Below are 19,476 nucleotides of genomic sequence, written 5' to 3'. Positions count from 1 at the left end.
TATCGAAGTGGCGTCGGCAGCCCGCCTCAGAAGAGGCGCAACTGCCCGGTGCGCTGGGCTCGGGCCTCTCCCAGCCGGAGCGCCCCGACGGCCGCGAGGAGTAAGACCCCGGACAGTACGGTCAGCCCTGCCAGCTCCCCGGCCAGGTCGCCGATGCCCTGCCCGTCGAGCAGCGCGCCGCGCACGACCGCCAGGCTGCCGGTGAGCGGAAGCACCGAGCCGACGGCCCGGATCCAGCCGGGCAGCGCGAACACCGGCAGCCGCACCCCAGTGGCGAACCACATCGGATCGTCCAGCAGCGTGTAGAGGAAAGCGGCGTCCCTGGAGAAGATCAGCACACTGTTCAGGAACGCCCCCCACGCGACCGCGGGCACCAGCATGGCCAGGAAGACCACCGCGTACATGGCCGGATGCGCCACGTTCACCACGTCCAGCAGCGTGAACATCGCCACCGCGAAACAGGCGAACAGCCAGGCGTTCTGCACCAGCGCGGCGAACCCGTTGGCGACGACCACGGCCAGCCGGTTCGCGGGCGACAGGAAGAGTAGTTCCAGCGTGCCGGTCTGGCGCTCGATGGAGAAGTGCCAGGCCGACTGCACCAGCGAGAAGAAGAACGTGAACCCGAGCGCCCCCGTGGCCAGGAAGGCGAGCAGTCGTTCCGGGTCGGCGGCGAGCGGCCAGCGCTCGGCGATGCCCGGCGTCGCGGCCAGCGGCCGGAGGGTGTAGAAGGTCTCGGCGAGCTTCAGCAACGGCCAGACCAGCATCGAGAACAGGACCAGCTTGCTGCCGAAGATCTGGCGGTGCTGCTTGAGCGCCTCGGCCCGCATGACCTTCACCGCGTGCCTCACGTCATCACCTGCCACCGGCTGGTGCGGTTGCCGAGCGCGCAGGCCGTACAGCCCGTGCCGGTCTCTGTGCGGCACCACGCCGGCGTCGCGCCCGCTTCCGCGCGATCCCACGACGGAGTGGCACCCACCTCCGATCGGGCCCACAGCGGAGTGACACCCAGCCGCAGGCGGCACCACGTCGCAGTCACGCCCATCCCCGTACGACACGGCGACCAGGTCGTGCCCGTCCCCTCGTGCGGCTCGATCACGCGACCACCTCCAGCGAGCGATCGCTCATCGCGAGGATCGCGTCCTCAAGGGAGGGCTCCACGATCTCCAGCCCGCCGAGCGCGCCGCCCGACTCGATGATCGTCGTGGTCAGCGCCCCGGTCAGGTCGTCCGGATGGTTCAGCTCGACCACGCCGCCCGGCGCGAGCCGTACGCGGCTGTCGAAGGCCAGCGCGGCGGCCTCTATCTCGGGTGACAGGTTCGTGACCGTGATCCGGACCGTGCGATGGCAACCGGTCTGGGCCATCAGCTCGGCCGGCGAGCCCGCCGCGAGGTGGCGGCCGTCGCCGATCACGTACACGTGCTCGCAGAGCTGCTCGACCTCTGCCAGGTAGTGGCTGGTGAGGAGCACGCCCTTGCCCTGCTCGGCCAGCCCGGCCACGACCTTGCGCAGGTCACGGGCGATCGGCGCGTCGAGCCCCAGCGTGGGCTCGTCGAGCAGCAGGTAGTCGGGGTCGTTGATCAGGCCGCGGGCGATGGACAGCCGCTGGGTCATGCCGCGTGAGTACTGTTCGACACGCGTGCCGGCGGCATGTGTCAGCCCGACGAGTTCGAGCAGTTGGCCGATGCGCGGCTTGAGCACCTTGGTGGGGATGTCGTAGAGCTGGCCGAAGTACCAGAGATTCTCCCGGCCGGTCATACGTGCGTAGACCATGCGCTCGCCGCCGGCGATCAGATTGATCCTCTTCCGTACGGCATGTGGCTGCCTGACCGGGTCGAGGCCGCCGACGCTGACGGTGCCGGACGTCTGCCGGAGCAGCGTGGCCAGGATCTTGATGGTGGTGGTCTTGCCGGCGCCGTTCAGCCCGAGCAGCCCGGTGACGCGGCCGCCGGGGATCGACAGGTTCAAGCCGTCGACGGCCACCTTCGCCCCGAACTCCTTGCGCAGGTTCACGGTCTCGATCATCAATAACTCCGTTCCATGGCCCTGCGCTCCGCCCAGGGCATCGCGAGGAATCCGGCGGCGGTGTAGGCGAGGCCGAGCGCGACGGCCACGGCGAGGCGGCCTGGATCCAGCCCGGTGCCGCCGGTGAAGACGCCACGGATCACGTCCATGGCGGCCGTCACCGGCACCGCCTCGCCGAGCCACCGGAACGCCTCAGGGAGGTACTCCCTCGGAAAGGTGAAGCCGGACAGTAAGGCGATCGCGTGGAACACACTGTTCTGAGCGATATGCGCCTCGCCGGCGACGATCATCACGTTGCTCAGCACGGCCGACATCCCGAACACCGCCAGAGCCAGCCCCGCCACGGCCAGCCCCGCGTCCACCACCCCCGTCGGCGCCAGCCGAACCCCGAGCAATGCCGCGCACCCGAACAACACCGCCACCTCGACCGCCACCGCGGTGAAGGCGAACGCCGAGAACCCCAGCAGGTACGGCAGGCGGCGCGCCGGAGCCACGATCAGCGCGCCCATCGTGCCCTCGCGCTGCTCCTGGATCATCGCCTTGCCGGTCCAGAGAAAGCCGTGCACGACGAACATGTACGCGGCGGCGCCCACGGCGATGTATCCGAGATAGTCGCCGGTGCCCGCCTTCCCGCGGAACTCCGCGGATATCTCACCACCCGCCACGGCCCGCAGCCCCAGATAGGCCAGCCCGATGGTGAAGACACCCAGCAACAGGGTGCCGATGAAGTACGACCACGGGTAGGCCCGCCTGGTCACCAACCACGACCGTCTCAGGGTCGCCCATGCCACGCTCATGAGTCTCCTTTGGGAACTGACTGAGTTTCTATCAGAGACTCACTTGGCGGTAAAGTCCAGATATGGCTAGGGAGCTGCGCTCGCAGGACATCGAGTGCTCGATCGCCCAGGCGGCCGCCGTGGTGGGCGACTGGTGGAGCCTGCTCATCGTCCGCGAGGTGACGCGCGGCCACCGCCGGTTCGACGACCTGCTGGGCGAACTGGGCATTTCCCGCAAGGTGCTAACGGAACGGCTCAAGCACCTGGTGGAGCACGGGGTGCTGGTACGGGAGCCGTATCAGAGCGGGCCGGTGCGGTACGAGTATGTCCTCACGGACGCGGGGTGGGCACTGGCACCCATGCTGATCACCATGCAGGACTGGGCGGACCGCTGGCTCCTCGGCGACGGCACCCTCACGGGGGTGGCGGCACCACGAAGCGCGGAAGCCGCCCGCGTCCACGCCCTGGTGGGCACCAGCGTCCCCGACCCTCTGCAGTTGCCCAACACCGCCAGCCGTCCGCCAGCCACCACCAACCAGACCGACACCATCGTCACCGAATCCCGAGACGCGGCCACCCATCCGCCACTCACCACCAACCGAACCGGTACCGCCGACCACCCATTGACCACCCCCGGCCAGACCGCCAGCCGTCCACCGGCCACCGTCGCCCGACCCGCGTCGGTGGGTGAGCGGACGCCGTTGCTCGATGTCGTGGCGGACGCGCGGGCGACGGTCCTGTTCGGCTATCCGTCGACGGGCATGCCCGCGCCGCTACCGCCCGGCTGGAGTCAGGTCCCGGGAGCAGCGGGCTGCACGATCGAGAACCGCATCTTCCGCGCCAGGCACGCCGAGTTCGCCGCCCGTGACATCGCCATCCACGGAGTGAGCACTCAGCGACCCGACGAGCAAGCCGCCTTCGCCGCCGCGGAAGACATCCCGTTCCCCCTACTCTCGGACATGGACCTGCGGCTCGCGGCGGCCCTCCGCCTCCCCACGTTCCGCGCCGGTCAAGCCCTGCGGCTCAAGCGCCTGATCCTGGTCGTGGACCGCCTCCGCGTGATCCGCCACGTCATCTTCCCCGTACTGGACATCCCGGCCGCCATCACCGAGGCACTGACAGCCGCCGAAGTCATCACTTGATCCCGCATACGCCCCTGGCGACCGTCGCCCCCCCTAAGAGCTACTAACAGATGATTCGCCGGTCGACCGCTGGTCGAAGGCGTTACGGAGGGTGTAGTCAGCGGTGGCGTAGTCGCCGCCCTGAAGCTGATCACTAGCGAAATAGCGTGCCGCTCCGGGGATCCGGCCGACGTAGGCCTCGGCATCATCGCGAGGACAGTAGCCGAGCCGATCGTCGAGTTCCCAGAACCGGCGGGTGTTGGCGGAGACCGCGTACGCGGCGGTGAAGGTGACGTCGGCCCGGGTTAGTGCGGCCCAGACGAACCCGGCGCAGTCGTAGGGGCTCAGCCATGTGGCCAGGTGTCGCGGCTCGCTCGGCTCCGGCTCCAGGCTGCCGATGCGCAGGCACACCACCTGCAGGCCGAACTTGTCGGCGTACAAGCGGCCCAGGGCTTCCACGGCGACCTTGCTGACGCCGTACAGCCCGTCTGGGCGGGGCGGTATCTGCGCCGAGACCGTCTGCGCGGCCGGATAGCAGCCGGTCAGCCGGTTACTACTGGCCAGCACCACACGCTTGACCCCCGTGCGCCGTGCCGCCTCCAGCACGTGGTGGGTGCCCAAGACGTTGCCTTCCAGAAGGTCGGCGAGCGGCGCCTCGTCCCGCACTCCGGCCAAGTGCACGACCGCGTCGGCACCATCGATGACCGATACCACATCCTCGATGCCGGCCAACTGGGCTTGATGGACCTCCTCGTTCGATCCTTCGGCGGTCAGCGGTGCACGATCGACCGAGATCAGCCGGCGTAGCCGACGCCGTAGCGATTCACGCAGCACAGAGCCAACCTGTCCGGCGGCACCGGTGAGAACGACCGTCTCCACTGTCATGGGGCCGAAGTATGCCAGCGATCACCGACACTTTGATTATACGAGGCGCGCGTTGACCGGCTCTTCCCGTTGCGACCGTCCTGAGCCTCAACTTAATGATCGTTTTAAGTCGTCGCCAGCAGACAATAGCGGCTGCCAGCGTCATGAAGGCCTCTCGGTGACCTCCCGGATCTGGACGGTTATCGCCTTGCGTCGGGTGGTCAGGTGGTCGAATCGACGAGTCTGCCCGCGGGAATCCCGTAATTTACGGTCAACGTCTTCGAAAGCGTCCACATGGGTTCTGCGAACGGTGAGCATGTGGGGTTCCTCCTGGAAGCGGAAGGCCGTGGCCCGTTATGCCACGAGGGCTGGGGACGGGTCCGTCAAGTCACAGCCGATGACCATCGGCACGTCGTGGGCGGTGCGCTGGGTGGCGCACAGCCAGTCGTTGAGCGAGCCGGTGAAATCCGACGGCGGGCCTACCTTGAGGTGAGTGACAAGACCTGTGCCAGGGGGTGGGCCGGCCTCGGGAGAGGCGGCCTGGCCCGTGGCAGGGGGTGGGCCGGCCTTGAGGTAAGCGACCTGGCCAGCGCCGGGAGACGGACTGGCCTTGAGGTAGGCGGCCTGGCCCATGGCAGGGGGTGGATCGGCCTTGAGGTAGGCCGCCTGACCCACGCCAGGAGGTGGATCGGCCTTGAGGTACGCCGCCTGACCCACGCCAGGAGGTGGGCCGGCCTTGAGGTGGGCGATCTGGCCGGCGCCGGGAGACGGACCAACCCTGAGCCGGCCGATGCGGCCGATGCGGCCGATGCGGCCGATGCGGCCGATGCGGCCGTGGCCGGACGGGTCGGCGTCGCAGGGGGTGAGGTGGACGGTGAACGGTGAGCCGCCGTGGCCAGTTGAGGCTTCTATTCGCTGGTGATCGTCGATCACGCGCTCGGTGGCGTCCGGGTGGGTCGCGACGAAGGCCAGGTGATCGGTGACGAGGTGGTTGGCCACTCTGCGGAGCAGGCGCGTGGCGCAGAGACTGTGGGCGCAGGCCGCGCCGTCGAGGGTGATCTCGGGCAGGGCGAAGCGACTCAGCCCCCTGGACGTGACGCGTAGGCAGTCGCAGGCGCCGGTGTCGGCCGGGTCCCACGGCGGGCAGGTGGCGTCCCCGTGCACTTGCACGTCCCAGCCCAGCCAATCGTCGGCCAGCCGGAAGCCGGGCGGCTCGCCCCCAGCCCGGAAGCCATGCGGCGGCTCGCCTACGGTCCGAAATCCGGGCGGCTCACCCACTGCCCGGCCACCGGACGGCTCACCAGCGGTCCCCATGCCAGTCGACTGGCCAGCCATCCGGAAACTGGCCGGCTCGTCAGCGGTCGGCTCGCCAACTGCCCGAGAGGCGGCTGGCTCGCCAGTCCCCCGAAAGCCGGTCGGCTCAGCTCGTCGCCGACGACCGACCGGCCCGGAAGGCGATCCCGAGGCGGCCGAACGGAAGCCGCTGGAGCTGGGTGGCCGCGAGGAAGCGGGGGGATCGTCGGGGTGTCGCTCGCAGGTGAGGAGCGTGATGCCGGTCAGCGGGTCGATGACCAGGCCTCCGCACTCCTGGGCGACCGCGCGGGCTGCGGCGCGGGCCACCTGGACGCTGGTGGGCAGCGCGTGCGGAGGTGCTGTGGAGGAGATCATGACGTGCTGCTGGGCTCTGCGGAGCAAATGACGCTCCTCGACCGCGAGCGTGACGCCGGCCGGTCGCCAAGGGGTGCGGTGATGGGTGACGGTGAGGAGCGGGCTGCCCAGGGCCGCGCTCACCGCCCGTCTGTACGGCCTGCCGACGCGCCATGGCATGAACGACTCGATGTCGAAGGGGACCCGCTCGACGGGGACGATGAAGTGGGACGTCAGCCGGTCGGGCAAGGGGAGAGTGATCTTCAAGAGTGGCCTCCAGAGTGCGGTGAGGCACTCAGGATCGGCGACCGGGAGGCGGGTGCGTGGAGGCGAACGGCGTTCTGGGGATAACCGTCGGCAGCCGACTCAGGACTGTGGACAAAGATGCCGGTCAGGGCGCCGATCTGAAGATCGCCAAAGTCTGCCCCGGCAGCCAGACACCATCCTCGCCAGCAGCAACCGGCTCATCAGAGGCCAGCAGAACAGCCCCCACAGAAACCGGCAAAGTCGCAGAATCAGCCCCAAAATTGACGGTGACGCACAGCGACCCCCGCCACATGACCAGCCACTTCCCCAACGGATCAAACTCCACCCGAACCCCATCGAAGCGCGGATCAGACAGCTCAGGCAGCGCCTTACGCAGCGCGATCAGGTCCCGATACCAGCAGAGCAACGACCAGTGAACCTCCTGCTTCACCTCATCCCAATCAAGCTTGGACCGCAGGAACGTCTCCACCCGCGACGGATCAGGCGCGTCCCACGCGTACCCGAACCCATCGAACTCCCGCTCCCGACGCCCGCCCTCACTCTCACGCAGCTGCGAATCGACGTGGTCGGAGAAGAACAGGAACGGCGTACCGGCCCCCCACTCCTCCCCCATGAACAGCATCGGAGTGAACGGCGAGGTCAGCAGCAGCCCGGCGCCGAGTTTAAGAGCGGAGACAGGCAGCCGGTCGCCCAGCGGCCGGTTGCCGACCTGGTCGTGGTTCTGCAGGCAGGCGACCAGCCGGTGACCGGGCACACCGGCGAACGGCGCGCCGTGCGTGCGGTCGCGGAAGCTCGACCAGCCGCCGTCGTGGACGACACCGCTGGTCAGCGCCTTGGCCAGGGTGGACAGGTTGGTGAAGTCGGCGTAGTAGCCGTGGCTCTCGCCGCTCACCGCGCAGTGCAACGCGTGGTGGACGTCGTCGTTCCACTGCGCGGTCATGCCCAGTCCGCCCGCGTCGCGGGAGCGGACCATGCGGGGGTCGTTCAGGTCGGACTCGGCGATGAGCGACAGCGGCCTGCCCACCGCGCAGGACAGCGCGTCCACCTGGTCGGACAGCTCGGCCAGCAGGTGCGTGGCCCGCCTGTCGTGCAGCGCGTGCACGGCATCGAGCCGCAGCCCGTCGATGTGGTAGTCGCGCAGCCACTGCACCGCGTTCTCGATGAAGTAGCGGCGCACCTCGTCGGACCCGGGCCCGTCGAGATTCACCGCCTCACCCCAATAGCTGCCCTCGAATCCGGCGAAATAGGGCCCGAACGGGTGCAGGAAGTTCCCGGATGGTCCCAGGTGGTTGTAGACGACGTCGAGGATGACGCCGATGCCGGCGCGGTGGCAGGCGTCGACGAACGACTTGAGCCCGTCGGGGCCGCCGTACGTCTCGTTGACCGCGTACAGGTCCACCCCGTCGTAACCCCAGTTGCGCCCGCCGGGCACCGGGGCCACCGGCATGACCTCCACGAAGTCGACGCACAGCTCGACGAGATGCGACAGCTTCTCGATGGCCGCCTCGAACGTGCCGGCCTGGGTGAACGTGCCGATGTGCAGCTCGTAGACCACCGCGCCGCGCAGGTCACGGCCGGTCCACTCGTGGTCGGCCCACGTGTAGCGCGCGTGGTCGTAGACGGCGCTGGGCCCGAAGACGCCGTCGGGCTGCCGGCGGGAGCGGGGGTCGGGGTAGGGGCCCTCGCCGTCGAGTACGTACCGGTAAAGGGTCCCGTGCCCGGCCTCGGGCACGTCGGCCGACCACCAGCCGCCCTGACCGGCGCTCATCGCCCGGCGGCCGTCGAGGACGTCGACCTCCACGGTCGCGGCGTTCGGTGCCCACACCTCAAAGATCATGTCTCTCCAGCAGCGCGACAGGGTATCGGGCGAGCAGGTGAGCAAGGGGGATGCGGCCCGTGTAGAGGCCGCCGGTGAGCAGCTCGCGCCAGGTGCCGGCCGGCAGGGTCAGCGTGGTGCCGCCCCAGCCGAGGCACATCTCCCTCGCCGCCGACGACGACTCGCCGGCCCGTACCTCCTCGGCTTGTGCTCGGCGGGCCAGCCGGACAGGGAGCCGCGTGGCGACCGCGACCACCCGCGGCGGGTCGTCGCCGCGGGCAAAGGCGATCGCGTGCTCCGCCGCCTCTCCGTCCGCCAGGATCGGCGTGTACGGCGCGGCGGGGTCGAGCCGGCGGCGCAGCCGCAGCGCCTGGGTCGTCACGGCGAGCTTGGCCGCGTCCCAGCGGGACATCGGCGACCGCCCGAACGTCACGGGGCGCCGGTTGTCCGGATCGACCAGGGAGAAATCGGTCATCTCATTGCCCTGGTAGACGTCCGGCACCCCCGGCATCATCAACTGGACGAGCTTGGCCCCGAGGGAGTTGGCCATGGCGAAGGCGTCGACGCGTTCGGTGAACTCGCCCACCGGCAACTTCACGGCCGCGCCCGCGAAGTCGCGCAGCCGCTGCTCGTACCCCGGATCCGGCTCTATCCAGGAGATGGAGGTCTTCGCCTCCCGAGCCGCCTTGAGCAGGTATTCCGCGAACCGCTCGCCGGAGATCGGCCAGGCCGCCATGAGGTTCTGCCAGGCCAGGTAGTCGAGCTGCGGGTCGAAGCTCACGGCAGCCGACCATTCGGACACCGCCTGCGCCCACTCGCCGGGCAGCTCCGACAGCACCGACAGCCGGGCACGGACGTCTTCCGAGCGCTTGGTGTCGTGGGTGGACAGCGTGGTCATCGTGTGCGGCCGCATATCGCGGCAGAACGCGTGGAACTCCGCCACCGGAACGCCGAACAGGTCCGGATCACCGCCGACCTCGTTCAGGCACGACAGGGGGAACCACCGGTACAGCGCCGTGTCCTCGACCCCCTTCGCCATGATCGGCCCGCAGGTCTGCTGGAAACGGGTGATCACGTCGGCCGGGCCGTACAGGACCTGCTGGACGAACGGCCGCACGGCGGGCGAGCATTCGGCGGCGGCCCGCTCGACGATCTCCACCGCTTCGGGCGGGGGCGGCTCACCCGGCGCCACGTACGCCCGGTACACCGGCATCGCGCGGAGCAGCTCGGCGACCGCGGCGGGGTCACAGTCGGCGGCGCGGGCCAGGCGGCGGATCTCGGCGCCGAAGAACAGCTCGATCACCTCACGCTTGGCCTCGGCCATCACCGGCCGGAAGCCGGCCGGCTGACCGGTGAGCCGGGTGAACAGCTCGACCAGTGGCGCCTCGCCGGCCGGGTCGACGAACAGGCCGTTGATCCGGTTCAGCACCTCGTAGCCGGTGGTGCCCTCGCAGGCCCAGTCCTCGGGCAGCCGTTCCTCGCCGATGAGGATCTTCTCCACGACCGTCCAGACGCCGCCGGACCTGGCACGCAGCCGTTCGAGGTAGCCGCGCGGATCGGCCAGCCCGTCCGGATGGTCGACGCGCAGCCCGTCGACCAGGCCCTCGTCGAGCAGCCAGAAGATCACCTCATGGGTGGCGAAGAGCACCTCCGGGTCCTCGACGCGCAGTCCGATGAGCGACGACACGTCGAAGAAGCGCCGGTAGCCCGGCCCCTGACGCCAGTCGACCAGCCGGTAGTGCCCGGGGTGGGGGAACACGTGCTCGTGGTAGCGCAGCACGTCGCCGTCGACCACCGGCTCGACGTCGTCGCCGAGCACCGGCAGCGCCACCTTCCCGCCGTCCCAGTCGATGTCGAACCAGCGGGCGTACGGCGAGGCGGGGCCTTCGGCGAGCACGGACCAGAACGGGGCGTTCATGGTGTTCATGTGGTTGGGCACGATGTCGAGGACGATGCCGAGATCCTGCGCGGCCAGCAGCTCGGCCATCTCACGGAACCCTTTGGCGCCGCCGAACTCCTCCCGGATCCGGGAGTGCTCCGTGACGTCGTAGCCATGCAGCGAGCCGGGCGTCGCCTGCAAGATCGGCGACAGGTAGACGTGGCTGACACCCAGATCCCGCAGATAACCGGCGATCTCCCCCACCTGGGCGAACCCGAAGTCAGGCGTCAGCTGAACCCGATAGGTCGAGACCGGCCTAGACACGCCGGAGCACCCGCACGCTGCGACCAGGCACCGCGACCCCTTCCCCTGCTCGGCACATCCGGACGTCGAGGAAGATCGGCATGGCGGTGTCGATCTCGGTCTGCCACATCTCGCCATAATCCTTGGGGATCGTGAACTGGATCGTCTCGTTGTGGGCGTTGAACAGCAGCAGGAACGAGTCGTCCCTGATCGGCCGGCCGCGCCTGTCGGGCTCGGTGATGGCCTCGCCGTTGAGGAAGACGGCCAGCGACTTGGCGTATCCGACATTCCAGTCGTCGTCGGTCATTTCCTCCCCCGTCGGCGTGAGCCACGCGATGTCGTTCAGGCCGCGTACCGGCTTGCCGTAGAAGAAGCGCCTGCGCCGGAAGACCGGATGCTTCTTACGCAGCGCGGCCAGGCGCTGCGTGAACTCCAGCAGCAGCCAGTTCTCCCTGACGTCGGACCAGTCGACCCAGGTCAGCTCGTTGTCCTGGCAGTAGCCGTTGTTGTTACCGTGCTGGGTGCGGCCCAGCTCGTCGCCATGGGACAGCATCGGCACGCCCTGCGACAGGAAGAGCGTGGTCAGGAAGTTGCGCTTCTGCTGCTCGCGCAGCGACTCGATGGCCAGGCTCGCCGGACCCTCCGCGCCGCAGTTCCAGGACCGGTTGTCGTCGGTGCCGTCGCGGTTGCCCTCCTTGTTGGCCTCGTTGTGCTTGCCGTCGTACGAGACCAGGTCCTGAAGGGTGAAGCCGTCGTGGCAGGTGACGAAGTTGATCGAGGCGGCGGGACGGCGGCTGTCGTCCAGGTAGAGGTCGCTGGAGCCGGTGAACCTGGAGCCGAACTCGGGCAGCGTCGCGGGCTGTCCGCGCCACAGGTCGCGGATGGTGTCGCGGTAGCGGCCGTTCCACTCCGTCCATCGCGACGGGAAGTTGCCGACCTGGTAACCGCCCGGCCCCAGGTCCCACGGCTCGGCGATGAGCTTGATCTGCGACAGCACCGGGTCCTGCTGGACCAGGTCGAAGAAGGAGCTCAGCCGGTCGACCTCGTGCAGCTCCCTGGCCAGGGTCGAGGCCAGGTCGAAGCGGAACCCGTCGACGTGCATCTCGATGACCCAGTAGCGGAGCGAATCCATGATCATCTGGAGTACGTGGGGCGAGCGCATGAGCAGGCTGTTGCCGGTGCCCGTGGTGTCCAGGTAGTAACGCTTGTCGCCGTCGACCAGCCGGTAGTAGTCGGGGTTGTCGATGCCCCGGAACGACAGCGTCGGACCGAGATGGTTGCCCTCGGCCGTGTGGTTGTAGACGACGTCGAGGATGACCTCGATCCCCGCCTCGTGCAGCGCCCGCACCATGGCCTTGAACTCCAGCACCTGGCCGCCCCGCTGACCCTGGCTGGAGTAGCGGTTGTGCGGCGCGAAGAAGCCGATCGAGTTGTAGCCCCAGTAGTTGGACAGCCCGCGCTGCTCCAGGATGTCGTCGGTGACGTACTGATGGACGGGCATCAGTTCGATCGCCGTCACGCCGAGCTTGGTGAGGTGATCGATGATCTCCGGGTGGCCGAGTGCGGCGTATGTGCCGCGTACGTGCTCGGGGATCTTCGGGTTGCTGATGGTCAGGCCGCGCACGTGCGCCTCGTAGATCACCGTGTCGTGGTACGGCGTCGCGGGCGGCCTGTCGTGTCCCCACCCGAAGAATGGATTTATCACGACAGAGCGGGGGACATAGGGCGCCGAGTCGGCGTCATTGCGCGCGTCGGGCTGCCCGAAAGGGTAGCCGTACACCGCCTCGTTCCAGGTGACGCCGCCCTCGATCGCCATCGCGTACGGGTCGAGCAGCAGCTTGGCCGGATTGCACCGCAACCCGTTCGCCGGCTCGTAGGGCCCGTGGACGCGATAGCCGTAGCGCTGGCCCGGCCCGATGCCCGGCAGGTAGCCATGCCAGATGAACCCGTCCACCTCGGTGAGCGGAACCCTGGACTCGGTGCTGTCCTCGGAGAACAGGCAGAGCTCAACCTTGTCGGCGGCCTCCGTATAGAGGGAGAAGTTGGTGCCCGCCCCGTCATAGGTCGCCCCGAGAGGATAGGGGTCTCCCGGCCAGATTTCGATCATCGAGGCTCCCTTGCCGTCGTTCCCATGTTCCGTTCCCTCGCTTCGCCGGACAAGCCCAGCCTCGAATGAGGCGCCCGGTCTGGCGAAGCGACAGGTCCTTCTCATAAGACGGCTTTGCACGCTTTTTGCCGGTGGGCCGCCTCTGACGGCGCGGTATCAGAAGCGGCCCACGTTCACAGCGTTCCTCTGGCGGAGCGAGACTCCTCAGACAGGGTTCGGACGGAACGCCCCTGCCGGATGACTTCGAGCAGCACCCAGTGCGGACTGCCCGAGCGCGGCCGGACGACCACCTCGCTCGCCCAGCAGGCGGCCGCGATGACGTCCCGGCCCTGCCCGATGGCCGAAGGCGTGGTCCCGGCCCGGCACCACACCCAGACGCGCTCGCCGAACGGAGCCGGCGCGCACCACACGATGACCGGGATCTTGCCCCGCCTGTTGACGACGTACGCCTCGACGAGGCCTACACGGATCCGGTGCGCGGTGACCACGCACCGGATCCGCCCCCACGCCCCTGACCGCGCGGGCGGCCAGAGGACGATCACGGCGGGCACGGCAACCACCGCCAGGGAGATGGGACCGAACGAGGTGACGATCAGATAGGCGAGGAGAGGCAGGCAGACGACCGTCGTGACCTCATACCGCCACCGCCAGAGCACGACCAGGGGATTCGGCCGTGATATGGGGGTGGTGGCACGGTTCAGCTCATCCAGGAGACGCCGGTTCATCGCCGCACTCTGCCCAACCCCAGGCAGGCGCGGCACAGACCCTGCCTGGTGACGCCGTCGCCCTCGCAGGCGGCGCAACGTACGTAGGTGTCGAACTCCGGGGCGCGATAGACCCTCATGAGCGGGGCCGGCCGGCGCACCTGCCAGCCCCGTCCCCTGGCCCTGGCGTCCAGCTCGGCGAACGCCCAGGCGTCGAGGACTTCGAGCAGGCCGGCCAGAAGGCGACGGACGGGATTACTTACGGTCGATTTTCTGGTTATGTTGCTAACATCCATGGTGGATCGTCCTTCTGCTCTGGCAGTGGGGGATGATCGTTCTTCAGCTGGGCCGGTGCGGCTACACCGGTCCAGCTTCGTGTCCTGGTCCCCGCTCCGGTCGAAGCCGAGCTCCGGGACCGGGTGGGTCCTCCTACGGGCATCACGTCCTCCTTCTTCTCGGTGGTTGTTTACCCGAAATGCGCATGCCTATGGCAATTGCCATAGGAACATGTCGGTGACGTTTGCCTTACTCACATGCCGCAGGCAATCACCTGGGCATAGGATCTCGGCACGGCGTCACGAAGAGGTGATCGGCGATGATCAGCGAATCCGACATTTCTGGATATCGAATATCAAATAGCCCATTTCCCTCTGGAGGGTGGGCAATCACCCTGCTTCCGCGAGATCATCGAGTCTCTGCGCGTGGCGATCTCCGACCGCGCCGCCCAGATGGATGAGGGATGATGGCCAACCCCACCCTGCGCCAGCGGCAGCTGGCCAAGCGGCTACGCGAGATGCGCGCCGAGGCCGGACTGAGCATCGCCGAGGTCGCCGAGCAACTGCTCTGCTCCCCCGCCAAGGTCAGCCGCATCGAGACGGCCCAGCGACGGGCCAGCCTGCGCGACGTCCGCGACCTGTGCCGGCTTTACGAGGTCACCGACCCGACAGAGCTGATGACGCTCGCCCGCGAGGCGCAGCAGCTGAGCTGGTGGCAGGATTCGGAGGACGTGGGCTTCCGGCCGCTCATCGGGCTGGAGACCGAGGCCGTCGAGATCGCCGAGTATGAGACCACCACGATTCCGGGGCTGCTCCAGACCGAGGACTACGCCAGGGCCGTGATCCAGGGTTTCCTGCCGCGCATCGGGGCCGACGTACTCGATGAACGCGTGGCGGTCCGCATGAAGCGCCAGGAGACCCTGCACAAGCTGTCACCACCGCGCTACTGGGTCCTGCTCGACGAGTCCGCGCTGCACCGCCATGTCGGCGGCCCATCGACCATGTCGGCGCAGCTGACCCAGCTCGCCGAGCTGAGCCACCTGCCGCATGTCACCGTTCAGGTCGTCCCCTACACCATCGGCGCCCATATGGGATTCGACAGCGCGTTCATGCTGCTGAGGTTCGCCCCCAGCGCCGGGGTGGCCAACACCGTCTACTTCGACACCCTCGCCGGGCAGATCTTCCTGGAGAAGCCCAGCCAGCTCGATCGCTTCGAGGAGGTGCTCAACCACCTTCGCGCCGCGGCACTCGACCCCGGCGACTCCCGGAAACGGATATTGGAGCAGCGTTATGTCTTCGCAGCTCACAAAGGTTGAAAACGCTTCACCAAGCGTCCGAAATTACCAGCGGTACTTGCCAGGCGGGGTTTAGCATGCGTCGTAATCATTACGGCGCGCTCCTGCTAGGAGACCCGCCATTCCCAGGCAGGAGAGTGACAATGACCTCGCATCCTCAGCTGGAGCCTAAGTGGCGGGTCTCTTCCCGCTGCAACAACGGCAGTTGTGTCGCCGTGGCGGAGCTTCCGAACGGTCGAATCGCCATCCGCGACACCAAGGTGGCTGGGGGCGACATCCTGCAGTTCTCTCCTGAAGAGTGGGCCAGCTTCATCGGGAGCATCAAGGGGTAGCGCTCGAAGACGTGCGGGGGCGGGCGGAGGCCGCCTGCCCCTTGCGTGACATCCGCCCCATGGCTCCCAGTATGGGCGAGATGTCGGGTTACCATGGCGGAGCACTATGCCCTGCCGCCGACCCCCTGCGAGGTACCGCATGAGTTCCCCCCAGGCTCCGCGCGATCTGACCTGGCACTCGTGCAACAACGGCAATTGCGTGGAGGTAGCGAAGCAAGCCGACAGAGTCCTGCTCCGAGTCGGCACAGACTCCACGGGCGCACATCTGTCGTTGACCCGGCACGACTGGGAAGGCTTCCGAGACGGCATCAAAGCCGGGACTTTCGACACCGTCTAGCCGCCCCTGATCTGGGTATCCGCCCCTGACAGCAGGGAAAGGTTTGACCGTTCACCGCCTGGCTATCTACCGATGTCATGGGCGGATTCAAGAATTTCCTGTTACGTGGAAACATCGTCGAGCTGGCGGTCGCGGTGATCATCGGCGCGACCTTCAGCGGCCTGGTGCAGGCGCTGGTCTCCGATCTGGTCACACCACTGATCGGGGCGATCACCGGCGGGAGGCAGCCGAACTTCGCCGACTACTCGTTCACCGTCAACGGGAGCCAGTTCAAGTACGGCGACTTCCTCAACCACCTCCTCACCTTCGTGATCATCGCGGCGGTGGTCTACTGGCTGATCGTGATGCCGATGACCCGGCTGATCGGCCTGTTCGACAGGAACAAGGCCGCGACGACCAGGCAGTGCCCGGAATGCCTGAGCGAGATCCCCATCGAGGCGCGCCGATGCGCCCACTGCACCGCAGAACTGGTTCCGGAGTCCGAGAAGCCGCGCTAGACGCGGTCATGAAGATGGGGCGTTCCCGCTTGTCCGGGGGTGAGTGCCACCAAGTGCGGCTCTATCCGACAAGATGAGCGGGTGAGCGTTGAGTTGATGGTCTGGGACGAGTCCGCGCCGATCAGCAGGGATCAGGCGCGGGCCGCCTACCTCGCGGTCAAGAAGAGCGAACCCGTCGCGGACGTCGTGCCGGAGGTCGCCAAAGAGCTGCCCGGCGTGGCCACGGTCTATCCCGGACATGTGCTGGTGACGATGGACCTCGACACGATGGACGAGATGTCGGCCCAGGTGTTCACCGTCGCGCGGGCTCATGGACTCGTCTGCTACGACCCGCAGCGCGATCTCGTGCACAATGTGGCGCCGCTCGGCGTCTATGAGGGCATGCAGCTCCACACCGGCGACGGCATGATCGTGCACGACCCTGACCTCGGGCTGGTGCATGACGTGCTGGCCACCATGTCGCCGCAGAACCCGTTCGTCACGCTGGTGAACTTCGGGCGCCACTTCCTCCAGGTGTCCCCCGGCTACGAGCTGGAGTACAAGGAAGAGGCGCTGGCGCGGACGATGGTGGCCGAGCTGGCGGAGGTCCAGCGGGCCTTCCACGAGTACGCCACCGGAGACCGGTCGTTCCTCTCCCGCCACGACTGGACCGCTTAGCGGATCAGAGGACCTGGCGGAACAGGTCCGGGTCGACGTTGCCGCCGGACAGCACCAGCACCGTCCGGCCCTCGGGGACGCGGCCCGACAGGTAGGCCGCCGTCGTGACCGCTCCGCTCGGCTCCGCCACCAGGCGGGCCGACCGGGCCAGGTGGCCCATGGCGTGGCGGATCTCGTCCTCCGACACGGTGACGATGCCGTCGAGGTGCTCCCGCAGGTGCGCGAACGTCAGCTCGGACAGGTCGGCCCGCAACCCGTCGGCGATCGTACGGAAGGTCCTGGCCGGCTCCCAGCTGACCGGCCGCCCCGCCGCCAGGCCCTCGGCCGCGTCGGCCGCGAGCTCCGGTTCGACGCCCAGCACGGTGACCTCCGGCTTCAGCGCCTTGACGGCCGCGGCGATGCCCGAGGCGAGGCCACCCCCGCTGACCGGCACCATCACCACCTCGACGTCCGGCAGATCCGCCACGATCTCCAGGCCGATCGTGCCCTGACCGGCGATCACCGCCAGATGGTCGTACGGCGGGACCATGGTCAGCTCCCGCTCCTCGGCCAGCTTCAGGGCCGCGACGATCCGCTGCTCGGGCGGCACGACGACCAGCTCGGCACCGTGCCCCTTGATCGCCGCCGCCTTGACCTCGGGCGTCCCCTCGGGCACCACGACGACGCACGGCACGCCGAACTGCTTGGCCGCGTACGCCAGCGCCTGGCCGTGATTGCCGGACGAGTGGGTGACGACCCCGTCGGGCCGCAGCACGGCGACGGCGTTGTAGGCACCGCGGATCTTGAACGAGCCCACCCGTTGCAGGCTCTCCGGCTTGACCCAGACCTCTCCCATGGGCACCAGCGGGGTCCGCACGACGACTGGCTTGATGCGCTCGGCCGCCGCACGGATATCGTCGATCGTTACCAGCTCCATACGCCCACCATACGTTCTCGATGATCGACGGCAGGTGGGGGGAAAGAGGACCGATGCAGCAAGTCAGAACCCTGTACCCGCCCATCGAGCCCTACGACTCGGGCCTGCTCGACGTGGGCGACGGTAACCAGATCTACTGGGAGGTCTGCGGCAATCCGGACGGCAAGCCCGCGGTCATGCTTCACGGCGGCCCCGGCGGTGGCTGTGGCACGGGGCATCGCCGCCAGTGGAACCCCGAGCTGTATCGCATCGTCCTGTTCGACCAGCGCAACTGCGGCCGGAGCCTGCCGCATGCCAGCGATCCGGGCACCTCGCTCGAGGCCAACACCACCTGGCATCTGGTCGCCGACATGGAGCGGCTGCGCGAGCACCTGGGCATCGACAGGTGGCAGGTGTTCGGCGGGTCGTGGGGCAGCAGCCTGGCCCTGGCGTACGCCCAGACGCATCCGGACAGGACCACCGAACTGGTACTGCGCGGTATCTTCACCCTCCGCCCCGGCGAACTCCACTGGTTCTACCAGGAGGGCGCTTCCCACCTCTTCCCGGACGCGTGGGAGTCGTTCCTCGCGCCGATCCCCGTCGAGGAGCGCGGTGATCTGATCGCCGCCTTCCGCGCCCGGCTGGAGGGGGACGATCCCGAGGCGCGGCTGGCCGCGGCCAGGGCGTGGGCGCAGTGGGAGGGCAAAACGGTCACGCTGCGGCCCGATCCCGAACTGGTCGAGGAGTTCGGCGAGGCGAAGATGGCGCTGGCGTTCGCGCGGATCGAGAACCACTACTTCACGCACCTGGGCTGGTTCGAGCCCGAGCAGCTGATCAGGAACGTGGACCGGATCCGCCATGTCCCGGGCGTCATCGTGCAGGGCCGCCACGACGTGTGCACGCCCATGTCCACCGCCTGGGACCTGCACAGGGCGTGGCCGGAGGCGCGGTTCGAGGTGGTGGACGACGCCGGGCACGCCGCCACCGAGCCGGGGATCGTCAGCCGGCTCGTTGCGGCGACAGACGGCTTCGCGCCAGCCGTACCATCGGCGTGACGGCCCCCACCAGCAGCAGCGTGCAGAGCGGGGCCAGCACCAAGCCGATCAGGAGGCCCGCGGCGACGTCATGCGGATAGTGCACGCCGACGAACACCCGTGAGAACGCCATGACCGCCGCCAGCGGGAGCACCACCCAGGCCAGGGCGCGCCAGGCCAGGATGAGCGCCCCGGCGGCGCCGGCGGCGATGACGGAGTGGTTGCTCGGGAACGACCAGTCGCTCGGGGGCGGGCACTCGGCGATCGTCGCGATCCCGCCCCGGCACGGCCGCTCCTCCTGGACGAACGTCTTCAGGACCTCGCTGAGAACGTACGCGCACACCACACCGGCGGGTCCGGCGATCGGGATCGCCAGGTCGCGCGCCGGCGCGTTCCTCGCCCGCCACCAGCACAGCGCGAACAGCGCCGCGAAGACGAACAGCCCGGCGTCTGTACCCACCTCGGCGAGGGTATGCAGCCACGCGGGCGTGGTGAGAGCGAAGTCGACGATGTCGCGGTACACACATGTCCAATCCATGTACGGGTGATGGACACCACCTTACGAACGATCATCACCCGGCGCCTCGGCCGAAAGTCCAAGGGTCCAAGGAGAGGACCCGGCAGGCTCCGCGTATTCCCAGGTGAGAT

General features: G+C 68.3%; 20 protein-coding genes. 7 read left to right on the top strand and 13 right to left on the bottom strand.

Annotated features, from left to right (window positions below; genetic code table 11):
- Nucleotides 1–26: 26 nt before the first annotated feature.
- From AB0F17_RS52975 to AB0F17_RS52960, 4 genes are read right to left on the bottom strand one after another with little or no spacing between them, the layout of a single operon-like run.
- Entirely contained in the window at nucleotides 27–848 is an 822-nt protein-coding gene (locus AB0F17_RS52975; RefSeq protein WP_358040565.1) for an ABC transporter permease, read from the bottom strand.
- Entirely contained in the window at nucleotides 845–1,096 is a 252-nt protein-coding gene (locus tag AB0F17_RS52970; protein ID WP_358040562.1) for a hypothetical protein, read from the bottom strand. Before AB0F17_RS52970 ends, AB0F17_RS52975 begins: the two co-directional genes overlap by 4 nt.
- Nucleotides 1,093–2,022, bottom strand: coding sequence for an ABC transporter ATP-binding protein (locus tag AB0F17_RS52965; protein ID WP_358040559.1), 930 nt, complete (start codon nucleotides 2,020–2,022; stop codon nucleotides 1,093–1,095). The genes AB0F17_RS52970 and AB0F17_RS52965 overlap by 4 nt, the downstream gene beginning before the upstream one ends.
- Nucleotides 2,022–2,819: an ABC transporter permease gene (locus AB0F17_RS52960; protein WP_358040556.1), complete on the bottom strand. Its 798-nt coding sequence runs from the start codon at nucleotides 2,817–2,819 to the stop codon at nucleotides 2,022–2,024. Before AB0F17_RS52960 ends, AB0F17_RS52965 begins: the two co-directional genes overlap by 1 nt.
- A 62-nt stretch (nucleotides 2,820–2,881) precedes the next feature.
- Here AB0F17_RS52960 and AB0F17_RS52955 point away from each other — a divergent pair, with 62 nt between their 5' ends.
- Nucleotides 2,882–3,940 carry a winged helix-turn-helix transcriptional regulator gene (locus AB0F17_RS52955; protein WP_358040553.1) on the top strand — a complete coding sequence of 353 codons (1,059 nt, stop codon included), beginning with the start codon at nucleotides 2,882–2,884 and terminating at the stop codon, nucleotides 3,938–3,940.
- A gap of 33 nt (nucleotides 3,941–3,973) precedes the next feature.
- On the opposite strand, the gene AB0F17_RS52950 is transcribed toward AB0F17_RS52955, so the two are convergent.
- The 7 genes from AB0F17_RS52950 to AB0F17_RS52920 form a co-directional block, all read right to left on the bottom strand.
- On the bottom strand, nucleotides 3,974–4,804 hold the full coding sequence (locus tag AB0F17_RS52950) for an NAD(P)-dependent oxidoreductase (protein WP_358040550.1): 831 nt from the start codon (nucleotides 4,802–4,804) through the stop codon (nucleotides 3,974–3,976).
- Nucleotides 4,805–5,137: 333 nt separating this feature from the next.
- The gene (locus AB0F17_RS52945) at nucleotides 5,138–6,697 is read right to left on the bottom strand and encodes a hypothetical protein (protein WP_358040547.1); all 1,560 of its coding nucleotides are present in this window, start codon (nucleotides 6,695–6,697) and stop codon (nucleotides 5,138–5,140) included.
- Between the two features lie 124 nt (nucleotides 6,698–6,821).
- Complete coding sequence (gene treZ / locus AB0F17_RS52940) at nucleotides 6,822–8,534, bottom strand: malto-oligosyltrehalose trehalohydrolase (protein WP_358040544.1); 1,713 nt, start codon at nucleotides 8,532–8,534, stop codon at nucleotides 6,822–6,824.
- Entirely contained in the window at nucleotides 8,524–10,716 is a 2,193-nt protein-coding gene (treY, locus tag AB0F17_RS52935; protein ID WP_358040541.1) for a malto-oligosyltrehalose synthase, read from the bottom strand. Before treY ends, treZ begins: the two co-directional genes overlap by 11 nt.
- Nucleotides 10,709–12,802: a glycogen debranching protein GlgX gene (gene glgX / locus AB0F17_RS52930; protein ID WP_358040538.1), complete on the bottom strand. Its 2,094-nt coding sequence runs from the start codon at nucleotides 12,800–12,802 to the stop codon at nucleotides 10,709–10,711. The genes treY and glgX overlap by 8 nt, the downstream gene beginning before the upstream one ends.
- A 173-nt stretch (nucleotides 12,803–12,975) precedes the next feature.
- On the bottom strand, nucleotides 12,976–13,527 hold the full coding sequence (locus tag AB0F17_RS52925; RefSeq protein ID WP_358040535.1) for a hypothetical protein: 552 nt from the start codon (nucleotides 13,525–13,527) through the stop codon (nucleotides 12,976–12,978).
- Nucleotides 13,524–13,802: a hypothetical protein gene (locus AB0F17_RS52920; protein ID WP_358040533.1), complete on the bottom strand. Its 279-nt coding sequence runs from the start codon at nucleotides 13,800–13,802 to the stop codon at nucleotides 13,524–13,526. Before AB0F17_RS52920 ends, AB0F17_RS52925 begins: the two co-directional genes overlap by 4 nt.
- Before the next feature lie 443 nt (nucleotides 13,803–14,245).
- Between AB0F17_RS52920 and AB0F17_RS52915 the strand changes: the two genes are divergently transcribed.
- The 5 genes from AB0F17_RS52915 (at nucleotide 14,246) to AB0F17_RS52895 (ending at nucleotide 16,899) form a co-directional block, all read left to right on the top strand.
- Entirely contained in the window at nucleotides 14,246–15,097 is an 852-nt protein-coding gene (locus AB0F17_RS52915; protein WP_358040530.1) for a helix-turn-helix transcriptional regulator, read from the top strand.
- A 122-nt stretch (nucleotides 15,098–15,219) separates the two neighbouring features.
- Nucleotides 15,220–15,408: a DUF397 domain-containing protein gene (locus tag AB0F17_RS52910; RefSeq protein WP_358040527.1), complete on the top strand. Its 189-nt coding sequence runs from the start codon at nucleotides 15,220–15,222 to the stop codon at nucleotides 15,406–15,408.
- Between the two features lie 106 nt (nucleotides 15,409–15,514).
- Nucleotides 15,515–15,745, top strand: a complete 231-nt coding sequence (locus AB0F17_RS52905; protein WP_358040524.1) for a DUF397 domain-containing protein — start codon at nucleotides 15,515–15,517, stop codon at nucleotides 15,743–15,745.
- Between the two features lie 77 nt (nucleotides 15,746–15,822).
- Nucleotides 15,823–16,242 (top strand): large conductance mechanosensitive channel protein MscL, encoded by a 420-nt coding sequence (gene mscL / locus AB0F17_RS52900; RefSeq protein ID WP_358040521.1) that lies wholly within the window; start codon nucleotides 15,823–15,825, stop codon nucleotides 16,240–16,242.
- Between the two features lie 81 nt (nucleotides 16,243–16,323).
- On the top strand, nucleotides 16,324–16,899 hold the full coding sequence (locus tag AB0F17_RS52895) for a hypothetical protein (protein WP_358040518.1): 576 nt from the start codon (nucleotides 16,324–16,326) through the stop codon (nucleotides 16,897–16,899).
- A gap of 4 nt (nucleotides 16,900–16,903) precedes the next feature.
- Here AB0F17_RS52895 and AB0F17_RS52890 read toward each other — a convergent pair whose 3' ends face one another.
- A complete protein-coding gene (locus AB0F17_RS52890) occupies nucleotides 16,904–17,815 on the bottom strand; it encodes a threonine/serine dehydratase (protein ID WP_358040515.1) in 912 nt (303 codons plus the stop codon).
- Nucleotides 17,816–17,868: 53 nt separating this feature from the next.
- On the opposite strand from AB0F17_RS52890, the gene pip reads away from it, so the two are divergent.
- Nucleotides 17,869–18,849 (top strand): prolyl aminopeptidase, encoded by a 981-nt coding sequence (gene pip, locus AB0F17_RS52885; RefSeq protein WP_358040512.1) that lies wholly within the window; start codon nucleotides 17,869–17,871, stop codon nucleotides 18,847–18,849.
- Here pip and AB0F17_RS52880 read toward each other — a convergent pair.
- Complete coding sequence (locus AB0F17_RS52880; protein ID WP_358040509.1) at nucleotides 18,794–19,351, bottom strand: phosphatase PAP2 family protein; 558 nt, start codon at nucleotides 19,349–19,351, stop codon at nucleotides 18,794–18,796. The genes pip and AB0F17_RS52880 overlap by 56 nt on opposite strands.
- Nucleotides 19,352–19,476 lie beyond the last annotated feature (125 nt).

The organism is Nonomuraea sp. NPDC026600 (genome assembly GCF_040638335.1).
In the GTDB taxonomy this organism is placed as follows: Bacteria; Actinomycetota; Actinomycetes; order Streptosporangiales; family Streptosporangiaceae; genus Nonomuraea.
Note: the sequence above shows the minus strand (reverse complement) of the source record. Positions and strands in the feature narration are given on the sequence as shown.